Genomic DNA, 16729 nt, shown 5'->3' on the forward strand with positions numbered 1-16729 from the left:
AAGGGAAATTCCCTTTGTATGGATTCTTCGATCTATTTAGCTTCACTTTTTATATTTGGATATGAATTTACGTTATCTTTGCTGTTTGTAGGGAACCTTTTACACGCATTCCTTACCTATAAAGTAACAGCTTGGTGGAAACATTTATTTAATTTCTCTATGTTTTCAATTATGATTACTGCCTCTTACTATATGTTCCTTTTTTCAGGCGGCGTAATTGGTTTTATCAACTTAACTAGTACATTTTCATACTTGCTGGTAATAGGTACGTACTATCTAATCAATACTTTGATCGTTAGCATTTATTTTCTATCAAGTTCTTCAACGTCTAGTAGTCTATTTTCGATTTTTAAAGAAATCGGTCAAGAAACAATTGCAAATTATATTATTACACTGGCGTTGGCTTTTGTTTTAGCCATACTATTACAAAGTAATCCTATCTTTGGGACTTTTATTTTTACTTTTGTTATTATTTTGGCTTCTTTAGCGTTTATAAAATATTTTAATTTATACGAGCAGATGACTAACGATAAGATCTACCAAGAACAAATTTTACATTCACTCCCAATAGGGATTATCACTGTTGATAACAGAACTTCCGATTATTTCCTTAACCATACAGCTAAGACTTTACTTGATAGTGATGAAAATAAGATTAAGTTTTTGACAAATAAAGATCAAAGTAACAACGAATATTTTTGGTCGATTTTTTCATCAAAAAAAGGCTGTCATAACGTTAAGGTTACGTACAAAACGAATGAAAATAATTACCTTTTTTTAGTTTCCCAATCACCATTATATGACCAGCACAAAAATACAATTGGGAGAAATTTTTACTTTATTGATATTACCGACACAGACGATCTCGAAAAACGAATGCATCAATCGGAAAAATTAGCTATGCTAGGGGAATTAGCTGCTGGAGCTGCCCATGAAATCCGAAATCCGTTAGCCGTCATTCATGGTTTTATGACATTGATGAAGGACTCTTTTACAGTGGTTGAACAAGAAAAATACTATATACCGTTAATGTTAAACGAATTCGGTAGAATTAACGCAATTATCGAAGAAATGTTGATGCTCGCTAAGCCTGGTAGTCCACAGTTTAAAGAAGTTAGTGTTAACGACCTATTCTCAGAAATTCCTGACTTTTATAAACAGTCATCTACTAAAAATCAACTTCAGTTTAAGATCAACTTAGATAGTACAACATTGCTTCTTGATGAAAAGCAGATAAAGCAAGTGATGTATAACTTAATTCGAAATAGTAGTGATGCCATGAATGGAAATGGAACAATTACCTTTTATTCAAAGTTGGACAAAGTCTATTATCACCTGTTTGTCCAAGATACAGGTCCTGGAATACCTAAAGACATTCAAAAGTCGATCTTTGACCCATTTTTAACAACTAAAGAAACCGGTACTGGGTTAGGATTGACAATTGTTCAGAGAATCATTGAAAATCACCATGGAAACATTCAATTATTCTCAAGCTCCGAAGAAGGTACTACATTTGTCATTTCACTACCACTCTTAAAAAAATAGTAAAGCTGTATGCTGGAATTGTTGTTAAAATATTTGTTCCAGGTGCTGTTACATCTGGTTTAATATCAAAGACAGGATTTGCAGGTCCACGTGAACTTGAACTGTTAACCTCGTCCCCTGGTGTTTTTGTATAAGGATAGTTAGCGAAAATTAACCCAGACTCGGCCAATGCTCTAACGCAAAAAAAGTCCTAAAAGATTATTAAACTAATAATCCGAAGGGCTTTTTTTCGGTGGTAAATACCTTGGAGTTGGATAGGTAAAATCCTTTGAATTCGTTGGTAAAAAACATGGCGAGGGTGATAACTTCGGGGTGTCACAGTGACGTTTCCGTGGCCCGTAAGGCCATGGAAGCACGAGAACCGTCCCTATGCTTATCTATTTTCTTAATTTCTCCTTCTACATAATCCATGGCTCCTTGATCTTCTAATACCTCAAATAAGTTCAATGATTTATTCATCCACTTTAACGCTTCACTGCCATCTTTTTTATAGGAATAGTAACTTTCTCCTCGTTGGAAAAAAGTCTGTGCTAATAAATACATCGTCATATTCGACTTACAAACTGCAATTGCTTCATCGCACTTTTTAATTGAACTTTGGTAGTCTCCTAAAAAATGATCATTTACTGCACTATTATATAAAAGGCGAATAAATAGATTGGGTTCTATTGGATTAGGCATTTTTTTAATCAAAGCAAAGATTTTCAGGTAAATCTCCTTAGTTTTTTCGTGCTCTTTTAACTGGCTATTAAAGATCGCAAGACTTCCCATAATATCTAATTGAATTTCCGAGAAATTCTTATTAGTTGTAGGGGTTAACGATAGTGCTTCATTTAGTAAATCGAAACCTTTTTGGTGATTTTTTTCTAAGCCAAATACACAGATCCCCTCTCTCCATAGTAAAAATTGTTTTAATTCAGTGGAGTTAAATAACGGATTGCGTTTTTCATTTTTTATCATTCGAAGGGCTTCTTCATAATTTCTATTACGAATTTCTTTTGTTATATCTTCGCACGCACTTTTTATATAGTCTAATCTTGGTGAGGAACTAGTGCCGAATAAGTAGTTTAAATCTACTCCTAACCTCTTAGCAAGTTCATATAATATATGTGCTGACGGCATAATTTCATCTTTTTCTATTTTACTAATGGCCCCTTGACTACAAATTCCGTCTGCTAATTCTTCTTGATAAATGTTATAATACGTCCGTAATTCTTTTATCTTTTTTCCGACATGATAATTCACCATTAGAATATTTCCTCCATATTCCTATTTTAATATCATCTTGTGATTTTTAAAGTTTTTCGAAATTCCAGTGTTGTTAATGCCTTTCAGTTGTTGTTAATCGAAAACGCAGCAGACTTCCAAATATGGCATTATGGTTATAATAACAAATTATAAAGTAAAAGGCGGGATTCAGTTATGAAAAAATTATTACTTACATTGTTAACGATAGGGTTAGTATTTGGGGTTTCACAGAGCATTTCAGCAAGTGAGGAAACAGCGGAATTTAAACCGACAGGCTTTGGTCATTATCACGGATAAGCACGTAATAATTACCTAGACCTTTTATCTCAGGTAGCTTTTTGATACGAAAGGAGTATAGAACCTTGGAAACTAAAATAGCAGAAGTCGCATCCAAAAAACAATATGATTGTTATTGGCTTATCGTAATAGATCGCTATTTAGGAACATTTAAAAACGCAACAGCAGTCGGGGAAAAAGGTGTAGCAGAACAAACAGTTTACAAAGAATTTGAAGAGAAAAATCCGCAATACAGGGTCATTGATGGAGGAAAAGGTTTAGATAAACGCCCTCTAGATATAACTGAGTTGCCGTATATATAAGCGAGAAGAACCCAGACGTGGGTTCTTCTTTTACTTTTCTTATTGAATTTTTAATGTCTTTTTTCAGTGTCAATTTGCAAAAGAAAAAGAAATAGAAACCGCATTCTTCTGTTTAAACTAAAGAAGGAGTCTTGTTAAGGATATTGAGATTTACATTTTAATTATAATAAAGGAAATGAGCGTTTTTCAAATGATTGACTTATAAGAAATCTACTTGAAGCCACTCTAGGATTTTAAATCCTATACATTGTTTCTTTTAATAGCCTTAGAAGCACTGGAAGAGAAGCATGAGAACCGTCCGAGACCAGTGAAAAAGTAATCACTTTTGAAAAGAGCTCTCTTTACGGGGGTACATAAATGTCTCCCCCTATCACAAACGTTGCTTGGAGACGATTTTAGAGGCTCATTTTTCTTTCAACAATTTTCATTTTAAAATAGTTGGACTTTTTCAGCAGTCCCGAACCGTCCCTATGTGTCCCTAAAAACCCCAAGGGTGCGGAGTCTGCGACTTCATTCTTCTAGGGCAATCAAAAATTTTACGAAAGTATTATGTATAAGTATAGAAGAAGGCACAACTAGCAGCTAAAATCCGCTAGTTGTGCCTTCTTTCGCGCAAAACTCCCGATTGTCTCCTGTTAGAACCGTCCACATACTTCCTTCCAACTATCTAACTAATTCTCGCTGTTTCGTTGTGTAATCCACTCTCAACTGCTCATACCTTATCTTATACAACGTAACTCGTTCAATATAACCTTCCTTACTATCTAACAGTTCCTTAAGCTCCATGGCTTGTTTGATCGTTTGTTGATTGCTTTCGTCTCGATTATGACGGAAGTAGGTTTGTGTGTCTTCGAATAACTGGTCGAAATTTGTGCGAATGTTTGTGTCAAATTTGGCAATTGCTTTCGTAATCTGGTAGCCGAACTTCTCAATGACTTCATCAAAGAGTTTGGTTTCGAGCTGATGTTTAAATTGATTTACTTTGTCTGTTGCGATTTGGCTCTTGTTTCCAAATAATTTCCCAACCCCGGTCAAGAAGCTTTGAACAGGATTGATACTTTTAAAAGTATCGATGTGTGTATATTCAATATCCTCCATCAGCGCTTTGAATTCAGGGATGATCCTCTCATTGAATTCTCCAGTCGATAATGCCTGTTGTTCAACTTCCGGTAAACTGCGGACATCAGCCAGTTCGATTTTCATGTGAGCAATGTCTTTCGAAACTGTAAGTAAGTGCTTAGACACGTCAGAAATCCAATACGAGAACAAATGAGAGATTTGCGGTTGAAACATCTCTTCTAACAGCTGTTTTAATTCTTGGTTAATTTCTTTATCTAAATACTGATAGACCTTATTTAAGTCTGTTTCTTGCGAGATACCATTTGAATATTTAACTAACCGTTCTTGTATTCTACCTTTTATAAAGCTGTGCATGCTTGAAGAAAACGATAGATACTTTTGAATTATATTCGAGACGACTGTATTCTTGTATCGTACAAAGGAATCTTCTAGCTCCTTAAGCTTGTCTCCCTCTCGTTTCTTCAATAATAACAAGCGGTTTAACTCTTTTTCCTTTTCTTCAAGATTGACATCAAACTTTGCCAGTAGTTCTCCTAAATACGGTAGTAACTTTTCCATTCGCTCTTGTTCGATTGCTAAATGCTCTGCCTTAAAGAGTAAATGATTCACTTTTTTTCCATCGTTTAACTCGGGATACGATGAGGAATAGGGAATTACAGTGATGTCTCGCTGAAACGTTTTTGATAATCGTCGTTCCAAGTCTTCTAACGTGTCCTCAACCTCTTCTTCATCTAGGTAGTCAAACTTATTTAACAAGAAGCTTATCTGTAAATTTGGTCGTAATTCAAGAATTTTTTCAATAGCTTCTTTTTCAGTCTTTTTAAAAGGGGTTTCTGCACTCAGGATAAAGAGCATTTCATCTGCAAGATGCAGAAAATCAAAAGTTGGGTTTTGTTCATTCTGTTTTTCATCATTAAACCCAGGTGTATCAATTAATGTGATTTGCTTTAGCGCATCTAAATCCTTATCAATATGATATAGATGACTAGATAACGACCCATGCGCGGCATGATTAATTGTAGTCTTTGCTCTCAGTTCTTCCATCGTAATAACTTGAAGATTTTGGTTCCTAAATTCTGTCACACATTCCACTTCGCCATGATCTAGAATGGTGACTGCAGAAGTTGTTGGCAGATGATCTGCATTTAAAATTGGATATCCAACGATTGAATTAATAAAGCTCGATTTGCCATTACTAAAGCTGCCTGAAACCATGAGCTTCTTCTTATCATTGTTTAAATAATAATCCATCCACCACGACGAATAACCATCGACTTTAACATCAATACGGTTCATCCACCCGACCACATTTTGATAGAACTCTTGCATAGTAGAAAGTTTATACATTCTCTCTTCAGGTAAAAAATTCAGATCAATCCCCGACACCATGAAGTCGTTTGGAAACCGCTTCTTCCACGCAAGTAATAAAGCACCTAGCGCTCGTTTCAATGATGTATTCGGAGCTAATTGATAATACTCACTGAATTGATACTCGATGATATGTCTAATTTCCTTTATTTTGAAAGCACCAGAAAAAAGTCTTTCTAAATTCTTTTCAAAGCATTCTGGTTTCTCAGTTAGTAGATAGACCCCAAGTTTAGCATCCACCTCGTTAATTGGAGTAAATAGATGATTAAGCCAATGGATAAAGTAATCAGTTTGCAGATAATAGTCATTCAGAAACTGAAAGTAGTTTACTAGTTGTTGGCGATCCTCTCTCCACAGAAGCTTTAATAACCGTGCTGCACTAAAAACCGGTTTGATAGTCTCAGAACTCTCTGTAAAATAGGTTTTAATTCTACTGAGCGTGTCATCATCATACTGAACCTCTAGCTTATCTAACACCAACGCAAATGCAGATAAATACTCACGATGTTCTTCGTAAAAATGAAGCGCCATTTGATAGACGTTTTTATACTGCCAATCAAGGTGTACTAATTTATCAACCGTCTGTCTGACTTTATTAATGTCAGCCACATACAACTCATACAACGATAATAGAACTTCTTTTTTTAAGGTTACTGACCCTTCACCAATTGATGTGTATATTGCCTCTGCTTTTTGTAAATCCCCGAGGCACATATACGCATCAGCGCTATTTTTAGGCGCCCATAACCCCAACTCATGGTTGGACACTTTCCCCCACTTGTAAATAGCGGCCTCATAATCGCCAAGCTGGAAATAAAGCTCCCCCTGTGAATACAGAATTTCATCTAATGTTTCACTCTTATTAGAATACATTTTATTTGCCATAAGTGAGAGACTTCGGATTGCTTCCAACGAATCATTCGTATCCGCTACTTGACGATAGAATTGTTTCTCTATCAAGGTCTCTTCTATTTGTTTTTCCATCTATCAGCCCTCATTATTTTTTCATCAGTAACAGATCCTGTAACTCAATGGATGGCAGTGCACTTACTGACGTTTGCTTTCGTACATACATTTCTTCCTCTAATGTCAGTTGCGAAGATTTAACCATTTCTTCATAGCGAATAATCGCTTTTTCATGAATATGATGAACTTCATCTTCAATATATTGCTTTGTCGATGATTTTAGATTATCAATGATTTTGTCAATCTCTTCGTCAATATGAGGAATGACGTCTGCTTTCAGTGCCTCAAGCTTTTTTTCTGATAAAAATTTATTTAAAAATGGAAAGCCCGCCATGGTGATTATTGGTAATAGCAATCCACCACTTAGGAAAATAAGTATAGTACCTGCTCCAGCCGTAATCATTCCCGCAGTTACACTCATATTAGAAGACCCACTTCTAGTTTGGACATGGTACGCTTTTCCCTCTAGATAGTTACTTGCATGGCTCGCCCGTAACGCGCCAATCTCTTGATGAAACATCGTATGAAATCCTTCTACAACCTCTTTTTCTAGCTTATAAATTAACTTCTCAATTTGTGGTGTATAGGTAATCACCCAATTTTTTAAGCGATTTTTGATCATCGATGGAATTTGCTTTTCAATCAGGTTTTGAAATTTTGGCCCATCATACATGTCGATTACTTCATGAACATCTTCGACAAGTCCGTTGCGAAAATGATCAACCGACTTCCACGTTAACGAAATAACCTCTTCCTGACGATCCTTCATATACTGACGCAATGTTTCTTTATCTCTTTCCTGCCTTTGTTTAAGTTCATCAATCTTTCTGTAGGCGATTGTTAGCTCTTCATCCGACGCTTTACGTACTTGTTCAATCTGTTCAATTTCTTCTTTGACAAATTCATAGAGATGCTGAAATCTATTTTCATAAAGAGCCATTTTCTTTTTCGTTGCTTCCCCTTCTTCTAGCTGCTGTATCATATAGCTAAGTAGCCTTTGAAAATCAGGGTCTTGCGGGTTCTCTAAAGCCATTTTTGATGAAATAGGAAAAATCTGAAACGGCTCATCTTTCATAATTTTCTTTAAACGCGCTTCCATGTATTCCATCGTCTCTTCTAACTCATCATCGTCTAAACGATCAATGAAATTGGCAATAAAGATAATTTCTCCAAATTTTAACTTTAGCACTTCCTCTAAATACTCAATTTCCGTTCTGCGAATAGGTGTCGTTGCATCAAACACAAACAGAACAAGGTTGGAACGGGGGATATAACTGTACGTTACATCTAAACGATGCTCATTTAAGTCTCCAACCCCTGGCGTATCTACAATCACTAATTTTTCATGGAGCTGTTGAAGGTTTAGCCGAATGTTAATGTGGTGGACCTTCTCTAATTCTTCTGCTCCTTCAAATGTATAGTTTTGAAGGATATCCCTGGAAAATCGGTGTTCCTCCACCTCACCGGTATGCTTAACTACCTGTATATCGGTCTCTTCAGAGTGACTAATGATGTTAATCGTAGCTGTTGTTGGTGTAACATCGGAAGGAAGCAATGGCTCTTGAATAAAGGCATTGATAAGCGTTGATTTCCCGCGTTTAAATTCGCCTAACACCGTAATCAACTGTTGGTCTTGCGCTACATCTACCACTAAATCCTTTAAAGCTTGCTGACAGTTTGAATTTGGTAGCTTTTTTTTAATTAAATGAAGGACAGCTTCTACTTCCTGAATGAAATTTGATTGCATTTGACTTCTCCCTTTACTATATAAGGCTACTTACGTTCTGTTCGATCGCTTGAAGTTGTCCTTTAAGCGCTTCATAATACTGTCGTTGCTCCTCTACAGATCGTTTCTCGGTTTCCTTGTCCATTCGGACTCTATGAAGATCTTCCTCAAGTCGCAGCGTTTTTTTATGGACTTCTCCTTCAAAGGTCATATCTACTTTACGGTTCAGATTTCTCCATTCTCTTACAAATTGACTTATAATATCTGATCTACTTTTGTAAAGACTTTGCTGTAACTGCTGTTTTACTTCGTTTATCTTCTTCGTTCTCTTATAATCCTTGTAGGTTTGTTCAATATCGTTTCCAAAGAAGAACGCCCCAATAGCAGCACCGAATCCACCTACGACCAGTAATGCAGGCGCAAAAATAAGGGCACCTACTCCAAGCCCGGCAGCACCAATAATCATTCCAAAAAGATTATCGTCACTTTCGTACAGTGAAAGATTAAAGTTGTAGTTCATCTCAAGCTTAAGGTTAAAGGTTTCTTGAACAGCCTTATTGAGATCCTTTTCCTCCGTGTTTAATTGTTTATAGGCTCTTGTGACATGGTCTTTAATAATATCTTTTTTATAATCATTCATCTCTTTTTGGATCAGACTTTGCTGAGACTTTATTTTTCCAATTAAAAATTGTTTCATCTCTTTTTCTTCTAAACTACCATGGTAGCCATCTAGTGTTTGAAGTAAGATATCCGTCATAGATCTGACTAGAGATTCGACCTTGCTCTGAATGTTGGACTCTTCACTTTGTAGATCAATTAATAAATCTTGAATAATCTTTCGTGAATTTTGCTTAAAACGAGTCACCTGAGGCTTAAGCTCTTTTATTTTTTGATCTATTTCATCAATTTCCATCTTCGTAGCCGCAATTCGAAGCGCAATCGTTTCTGACGTAAGGTCATGAATACTTTTGATTAGTCGTCTTACAGGTTTTTCAAGCTTTGCTTGTCCTTTTTCATACTGAAAAAAGTGGGCTAAATCCCTTTCAAGTGTTGAGATCCCTGTGTCTTCTATTGCTTTAAACACCTGTGATTTGATACGAAATTGTTCATTTTTTTCAAGCCTGCGAATCGTTAAGGCATCATAGGAAGATACAAGATACAGTTTCGGATTCGGCAACAATGCCTCTAGCTTTTCGCGAATATAATTGAGTACCTTCTCTTGTTTTTCCGTATTTTCCAAACGGTCTTTAAAATTAATCACAAAAAATACTTTGTTTATATGCTCATTTAAGATACGTTCCTTGAGAAATTCCATTTCTGAAGCACCAAATGGCGTAGTAGCTGACAAAACGAAGATTACAGCATCTGATTTTGGAACAAAAGTAAATGTAATCTCTTCCCTAGCAACATCAATATCATTTGTTCCCGGAGTATCATAGATCTCGATACCAGCTTCACAAAAGTGGTTAGGATACCCGATTTCAGCCATGGAGATCTCTTTAAAAATTATCATTTCCTCCTGAAACCGTTGCACGTCCTCAGGATCATCCTCGTCGGCCTCTCTTGGCGCAGACATTTTCTTAAACTCAGCTTCTTCTAGCACTCGAGTAGGTTCATCTGGTGATCGAAACATGAGCGAATACGTTGGTGTTTCAGCGTATTGGATTTTTGTAATCATTGCAGTAGTGGGCTTTACCTTGGAAGGCAGAACATTCGCTCCAAGTAATGCATTAATAAAGGTCGACTTTCCACGCGAAAACTCCCCAACAATCGTTAACATAAACGTTTCTTTTTCTAACTGCATTTTATTCTCTATTAAAAATTGAAGTGTTTCTGAAGCATGAAGGTCTTTTGAAATCTCAATAACCTTCTGAAAGCTCGACACTACCAACTCTTTCTTTTTATCAAAATCGTGTAATTGAATGGATTGACTCATGTTGTCCCCCTAATGAAAAACATTAACTTTACTAAATAATTTTACTACATAGAAAGTCCTAATTCACTAGAATTCAGGCATACCAATTATTAACAGATTATGACTATTGAAATACGCACGATAGGCCGATATGATGAAATAGACAAGCTTTAAAGGGGGACTTTAGATGGACACCGAATACCTTGATCAAGCAACGGTAGAGGTTGATCAGACGAGTGAATTAATTAAATCTGTAAATCATACAGGAGTTACATTAGAAGATATTAATAGGGATCCTTCCTACTTTGACGTTCATTATGGAAAGCTAGAACAACTGAGAGTAGAAGGAAACATTAAAGAGATCATGACACATAATGATCCACTGTCTCAAGTTAACCGCATCATTTTTCAAGAGTTAAAGTTTTTCTCATATTCACTAACTACAGTCGAATTAAGTAATTTACATAATGACAATCAAAGTGAAAATAGTAGCCAGGATTCAGGAATACATCGGGTAGAGCCGCACTTTGTAGAAGGTTACACAAAGGCAAATGGAACCGAGGTTCAAGGATATTGGAGAGATGGAGACGGCGACACTTCTGTCAATCGAACCGCTGAAGAAGGTGGGGGTTACAACAGATCCAACCCAGATGGCAACCCGGATAATAACCTTAGATAAAATGGCGGTATACTATAGAAGACAACACGAATGACACCTACTAGGAGGGATTTTCATGGATTTAGGAAACGCTGGATACCTTGATCAAGCAACAGTTGAGGTTGATCATACTGGGAGTAAGCATATGTACGAGAAAGGTAAGTTAATTGGAACAAAACAGCAAGGTCTGTTCCCAAATACGGCCGAAACCTTCCATAACGGGGAAAAAGTAGCACAGACGAGAGAAAACATCCTCGGTGGGATTGACGTTATTCAAGATGGCAAACATACAGGAATAATTAAAGAGGACGTCCATGGCAATATGAGCCTCTACGATACGAATTACGGCAAGATCGCCCACCTTAATCACGAGGGAAATATAAGAGAAGTATTGACACACAATGACCCACTCTCACAGGCCAACCGTGTCAACTATCAACAACTGAAATTCTTTGCTTAGAACCTTAAACTATTAAAATGCCTAGTAATCTACCTCTTTAGGAGTGAGATCACTAGGCTTTTTATAATGATGATGACAGCCTGAAATGTACCACCACTGACACAGTATTTACCACCCGAATGCCATGAAGTGTACTAAAGAAAGTCATACTTATACCAATGCTCTCCTACTAATGTTGAGGTAACTCTAGTATTACGTAGTATTCTTACTGTGCACTAACAATAACAAATGGGGTTGATTGTTAAATTACCTAACCTGAACTTTAGGGTGCGATAATTACCGTTATCGCACTCTTATTTATGCTTTTTTTCTAGTTTAAAATAATAAGACTATATTTCTATCATCTAGTTAATAGAGAAATAATAATAATAAATTATCATGAAGCTCTAAATTATTATATAAAGGGTTTATTTCTTATTCCTTCCTATTCGAGCTGGATTTTCTTTTGTACTATTATCATATCTATTTTTAATACCAAAATAGGCCTTGTCCTTTATCAAATAATCATCAGGAGTACCTACACCAGCTAGTAATTCATCAAAATAAGCTAAACGTTTAGCAATTGAATATTGATTCCGTTTATTTAACAAATGCTCATATTGCTTTTTAAGTTTAAAGGCATAGTCTTGGGTTATTTTTTTGATTTCATTTTTACTTTTATTATGAATTTTAGATCTATAGTCATCTATCACATCTAGAAAAATAGAATTTTGTTCAGCTGTCCATCGATTATTTTCTTTTCTTTTGTTAGGTTTTTGAGTATCTAAAAGGTCACCTTCTGTTCCTTGTTTATTATTCTTAGAATAGTGATTACTTTCAGAGCGATTTATATAGTCAAATATTGTATTAGACATTTTTTCAAATCCTAAATATCCAAATTTATCCAAAAATGATGATATTTCTTCTTGAGTCTCACAAAATAATAAATTTAAGTTTTCTACATAATTCATTTCAATCGAAACGGGAAAATCATTAAATTCACTACACCGTATTGTCATTAAAGTAAAAGTATGATTCGGTTTTTTTTCATGAACACATTTAGTTTAATCCAGTAATTAGCATCTTCGATTGATGAAGGTCGCAACTTAATAATCTCAATTACATAATCAAATAAAATATTTTTATCGCTTTTAGATATATTGGAATTTGTAAGTTTTGTTGCATATAAGTTTAATGTTTCTAAATGTCTCCATATAGGGGTTTGCTTAATAGTTTCTAGAGTAGTATAGTATAACTCAGTTTTATACAAAAATATCATCACCTTATTAAAAATCTATTTCAAAAGTGATAGGTAAATGATCTGAATAATTATCACAATCAGGGATCCGTCTTTTGGATGTTTTATGTATATTTTCTTGTACCCTTAACAATTCCTTACTATCAACTTCTGTTATTATTTTGAATGACTTATCAACATAAGAATCCATTAATTGGGCTGAAATAAGTACTTGGTCTAAAAGATGCCAATATGGATTAACCGCTTTTGAATTTGAACTGAAATGGTATGTGCCAAGCGGTGAAGCTAAGCTATAGGTGTAAGTTTTATGTGGCAAATATGAACTATAGACATCCCAAGAAGGATTAAAATAAAAACTTTTTTTCATATAACCAAAAGTTCGTATAGGGTTATATCTTATTTCTTCTTTACTCATAATTGCATTAAATCCAGTTATCCCCATAATTCCTTTTTCATAAGGTGCCATATTAAAATCACCAGTTATTATAACTTTTTTTATACCATATCTATCGATTAACTGACGATGTTGACCAGCAAAGTCATATAAATCCTCAGCTTCGTATCCCTTTTTAGAACGAAGATGTACTCCTACAACAAGAATTTCCTGACCGTTAATTGAATATAAACATGAAGAAGCTCTTTCGTCCTCATTTGTTTTTTTAATACCCGGTAAATTATCTATCATCATTATTTTTTGACCACTTATGTATCTTGAATTATAATTTGTTCTGAAGTGTTTTGTTAACTCTTTTTCTATATATGTATCTTCAATTGAGTCGGCCTCCGCTAGCACAATAACATCAATAACTTCTTTTTTTGCTAAATTAATAATGGTATCCGAAAGGTTATTCTTTTTTACATTCCAAAAAAGAAACTTTTTTTTCATCATAAATACTCCTATATATAAATGTTATTTAAATTAATTACCCACTTTGTTTTAGGGTCCTTCTAATTTTAAATTCCTATTTCTTGTTATTAATCAATTAGGAAGATCAAAATTATATAATGATGACAAAAACATTGTCTATTTTCAAAGCTTTGACTTAAATTACGAAAGGGAGTCGGATGAATTCAAAGTATTAGTAAATTTACAAGTTTTTTAGGTGATTAGAATACTGAAAGACAGAATTATGTAGGTGGGTCAAATCCAAGCAACACACATCCCTTCTACTCTAATAGTTTGAGACTATTTCACCGTTTAATAAGTATTGTTTTTTTAGTTAAATTCGATGTGTCACAGTTCTAATTTTCCGCTGATAATAAATTCTTTTCTCATTTAGTATATATAAATCTACCACATAATGGAACAACAATTGAATTACTAGGAAGGCAAGTAATCATAAAAAATCTTGCTAACAATAAACTTTGGTAACTTAAACTTGTTATGGTTTATTGGGAGATTATCCTTGTTAAAGAAAATAAATAAACCCACCAAATGGCTCACATTAAGCCTACTTGATGGGTTTCTTCATACCTCTTCCATATAAGATTTATACTTTCTTGACGATTTTGGGTGTTGGTGGGATCTGACCCAATAGTACAGCTCTCTTCTAGTACTCTATTGATTTATCCTTACTGTTTTTTTGGCTCCAATCGACTCTACTTTTGCACCCATATTCTCACTCAAGAAGCGAAGTGGTACTAAACTGTACCCTTTGTAAAGGACATTTTAAAAAGAAGCTATGCTACTTTAAGGAGATGATCTCTGTATTGAACAGGGGTCATCCTTTAAATCCCACTGGTATCTATGTTGATTATGATTTGTCATATATTCTTTAACTTCCCGTTTAAGCTCATCAATGGTTGCACATTGCTTGATATAAGCCTCATAAGCTCTATTAACTAAAGCCATGAATTCAGCTCTACTTATGTTCCTGTTTGGTTGAAACGACCCATCAGGATAACCTTTAATTAGTCCTTTGTCCATCCAATCTGTGATCTGCAGTTTTGCCCAATGATTTTCATAATCTAAACCACTATTAGCAAACACAGCTGCATGAGGTGAAAAGATCATGATAAATGTAAGACATACTAAAAGGGATTTCTTAATCAGCTTAACTTTCATATTAACGCCTCAATTCATAAATTTGTCTTTAAACATAGTTTATCTACATCCTACATCCAGCAATACTTTCTTCCTAACTCCTGAACACCAAAATATAATATAACTAGACTATTTAAACTTTAGAATTATTATCTTTATTCTCTTTGGCAATAGTAATTCCTTTCTATAACAGGGGCTATATGTGAAATATTTCATACTTTATCTATCTATATTAATACTTATATCTATCCACTAGTTAAGGATTTAGAGTATTAACGGGTATGAACTATCTTGTTTTTTGGATTTGCACCTCAGTTATTAATGTAGCTTTTAAAAAAAGTCGTCACTGTGACTACCCGAGATTTGTCGAAGGGAAAGGAGGAAATTTCTCGCGCTTTCATTGACCAATGTCTTACGTGCCGAGGTCCTCGACTCCGTAGAAGTTCTTTCCTCTTGCCATTCACGAAGAAAGAATATTGCTTTCTTCACAGACCAACGCATCAGCCTTCTCAATTAGGTATTTCGGAGCTATATTCCCTTCATTTTCATTCAGCTTTCGGCCCGCAATCTAACTATCTAGCTTAAAGGAGTTACCTGAAGCCCTCCAAGACTCGCTACGAGTGAGTGGCTAGCTCTTACTCGACGGAAATTCCACCCGCTATATATGAGACCTTGCTTGGCCGCACGGTCTGACCCCACTGTTCCATGCTTCATGCCCATGGACAAATTTTAGAAATTATTTATAATATTAGTTGACCTGTTATTGAAAGGAATTAAAAACAATGAACAAAAAATTATCCATTGAAATATTTACCGTTGGAATTTCCTTAATTGCTCTTATCTTTTCAGGACTAAGTTATTATAATTCAACACAAAGTTTAAAATTATCTTATGACCAACACCACGAACAAAAAACACCTATATGGTTAGGTGCTTATGATGAAGAAAAAGAAGTAATACAGTTTGAAGCTAGTAATCCTGAAATAAAAATGCAACTCGGACATATCATTTTTCCTTCTTCATTTAATTTACAGATTGGCTATATCGCCCCTGGTGATTATGCGTATCCAACAACAGCTTTAAAAGCTGAACTCAAAAAGTACCTCCAAGAAATTATTGAGCCATCAGATGAACATTACTCTGTGGTAGAAAGCTTTATACCTGTAGTAATCCAATCTAATTACGTCGCACATGGACATGCCTATAAAATACAATCGATTTACCACTTGTACTATATTGGGGTGGTATCAGATGAAAACACTATACCCACGATTGATATTAAGGGCATGTGGTTTGATAGTCACTTGGATCCAGAAGATGATGCTCTTGAAGAAATCGATGAACATTGGGAGTTTTTAAATTTGATGGGTTGAACCTAGGTCTGACCAAAATATTGGCACATTCTTTGGCATTCGTTGGTAAGAACTATGTCAATGGTGGAACTTTTAAACGGTCGTAATCACAAGGTGTTCTGTAACTTACTGGGGGAACCATAGAGGTTTGTCGAATTCTACTTATTGTAGAAATTGACAATCATTAACTAAATATTTTTGCTCTTAAACTTCGGGTTATCACAGTGCGATTCCTTCATTTTAATAATAGATAAAAAATCATTAAGCATCTTGAATGCCACTGAAAACTCCAGTTTTTAAATAAAAGGCAGTTGAAAGTTCTACTGAAATGATCTTTCAACTGCCTCTAACTTTCAAAGATATTCAAAGTATTTACAAGATTTCATTGTGTTTGTCAACCACTATCATTCTACAAATTCCGGGTGGTGACAGCGTATAATGCTTTAAAGGTCAAGTAGATCTTTTCCCCTTAAAGAGGCGGACTTAAATAAGCCTTCGTTTTCCATTTTTTTCAAGACTCAACTATCACAG

The 16729-nt window shown here is 35.0% G+C and carries 12 protein-coding genes and 3 pseudogenes; 6 read left to right on the forward strand and 9 right to left on the reverse strand.

Features of this window, described 5'->3' with window-relative positions; genetic code table 11:
* Window positions 1-18 precede the first annotated feature (18 nt).
* Window positions 19-1545 (forward strand): ATP-binding protein, encoded by a 1527-nt coding sequence (locus DS745_RS07405; RefSeq protein ID WP_161568204.1) that lies wholly within the window; start codon window positions 19-21, stop codon window positions 1543-1545.
* Window positions 1546-1860: 315 nt separating this feature from the next.
* Here the strand turns inward: DS745_RS07405 and DS745_RS07410 are convergent, their stop codons facing one another.
* Entirely contained in the window at window positions 1861-2793 is a 933-nt protein-coding gene (locus tag DS745_RS07410) for a helix-turn-helix domain-containing protein (protein WP_129077630.1), read from the reverse strand.
* A 174-nt stretch (window positions 2794-2967) separates the two neighbouring features.
* On the opposite strand from DS745_RS07410, the gene DS745_RS25350 reads away from it, so the two are divergent.
* Complete coding sequence (locus tag DS745_RS25350) at window positions 2968-3090, forward strand: hypothetical protein (RefSeq protein ID WP_277750904.1); 123 nt, start codon at window positions 2968-2970, stop codon at window positions 3088-3090.
* Between the two features lie 65 nt (window positions 3091-3155).
* Entirely contained in the window at window positions 3156-3392 is a 237-nt protein-coding gene (locus tag DS745_RS07415) for a hypothetical protein (RefSeq protein WP_129077631.1), read from the forward strand.
* Between the two features lie 663 nt (window positions 3393-4055).
* Here the strand turns inward: DS745_RS07415 and DS745_RS07420 are convergent.
* The 3 genes from DS745_RS07420 to DS745_RS07430 are packed head-to-tail and all read right to left on the reverse strand — an operon-like array spanning window position 4056 to window position 10468.
* The gene (locus DS745_RS07420) at window positions 4056-6824 is read right to left on the reverse strand and encodes a dynamin family protein (RefSeq protein ID WP_129077632.1); all 2769 of its coding nucleotides are present in this window, start codon (window positions 6822-6824) and stop codon (window positions 4056-4058) included.
* A 13-nt stretch (window positions 6825-6837) separates the two neighbouring features.
* Window positions 6838-8553 (reverse strand): dynamin family protein, encoded by a 1716-nt coding sequence (locus tag DS745_RS07425; protein WP_129077633.1) that lies wholly within the window; start codon window positions 8551-8553, stop codon window positions 6838-6840.
* 16 nt (window positions 8554-8569) lie between these two features.
* The gene (locus DS745_RS07430; RefSeq protein ID WP_129077634.1) at window positions 8570-10468 is read right to left on the reverse strand and encodes a dynamin family protein; all 1899 of its coding nucleotides are present in this window, start codon (window positions 10466-10468) and stop codon (window positions 8570-8572) included.
* Between the two features lie 166 nt (window positions 10469-10634).
* Here DS745_RS07430 and DS745_RS07435 point away from each other — a divergent pair, with 166 nt between their 5' ends.
* Both DS745_RS07435 and DS745_RS07440 read left to right on the forward strand, forming a co-directional pair.
* Window positions 10635-11126 carry a hypothetical protein gene (locus tag DS745_RS07435; protein ID WP_129077635.1) on the forward strand — a complete coding sequence of 164 codons (492 nt, stop codon included), beginning with the start codon at window positions 10635-10637 and terminating at the stop codon, window positions 11124-11126.
* A gap of 55 nt (window positions 11127-11181) precedes the next feature.
* On the forward strand, window positions 11182-11565 hold the full coding sequence (locus DS745_RS07440) for a hypothetical protein (RefSeq protein ID WP_129077636.1): 384 nt from the start codon (window positions 11182-11184) through the stop codon (window positions 11563-11565).
* A 407-nt stretch (window positions 11566-11972) separates the two neighbouring features.
* On the opposite strand, the gene DS745_RS07445 is transcribed toward DS745_RS07440, so the two are convergent.
* From DS745_RS07445 to DS745_RS25355, 5 genes and pseudogenes are all read right to left on the reverse strand, one after another.
* Window positions 11973-12515 carry a hypothetical protein gene (locus DS745_RS07445; protein WP_129077637.1) on the reverse strand — a complete coding sequence of 181 codons (543 nt, stop codon included), beginning with the start codon at window positions 12513-12515 and terminating at the stop codon, window positions 11973-11975.
* 315 nt (window positions 12516-12830) lie between these two features.
* On the reverse strand, window positions 12831-13688 hold the full coding sequence (locus DS745_RS07450; protein ID WP_206662924.1) for an exonuclease/endonuclease/phosphatase family protein: 858 nt from the start codon (window positions 13686-13688) through the stop codon (window positions 12831-12833).
* 672 nt (window positions 13689-14360) lie between these two features.
* Window positions 14361-14453, reverse strand: a pseudogene (locus DS745_RS25495) (stalk domain-containing protein); the annotation flags it as partial.
* 29 nt (window positions 14454-14482) lie between these two features.
* A pseudogene (locus DS745_RS25110) lies at window positions 14483-14630 on the reverse strand (IS3 family transposase); the annotation flags it as partial.
* 36 nt (window positions 14631-14666) lie between these two features.
* Window positions 14667-14867 (reverse strand): annotated as a pseudogene (locus DS745_RS25355) (S-layer homology domain-containing protein); the annotation flags it as partial.
* Window positions 14868-15628: 761 nt separating this feature from the next.
* Here DS745_RS25355 and DS745_RS07465 point away from each other — a divergent pair.
* A complete protein-coding gene (locus tag DS745_RS07465; protein ID WP_129077640.1) occupies window positions 15629-16219 on the forward strand; it encodes a hypothetical protein in 591 nt (196 codons plus the stop codon).
* The last annotated feature ends 510 nt before the right edge of the window (window positions 16220-16729 follow it).

The organism is Anaerobacillus alkaliphilus, from assembly GCF_004116265.1.
In the GTDB taxonomy this organism is placed as follows: Bacteria; Bacillota; Bacilli; order Bacillales; family Anaerobacillaceae; genus Anaerobacillus; species Anaerobacillus alkaliphilus.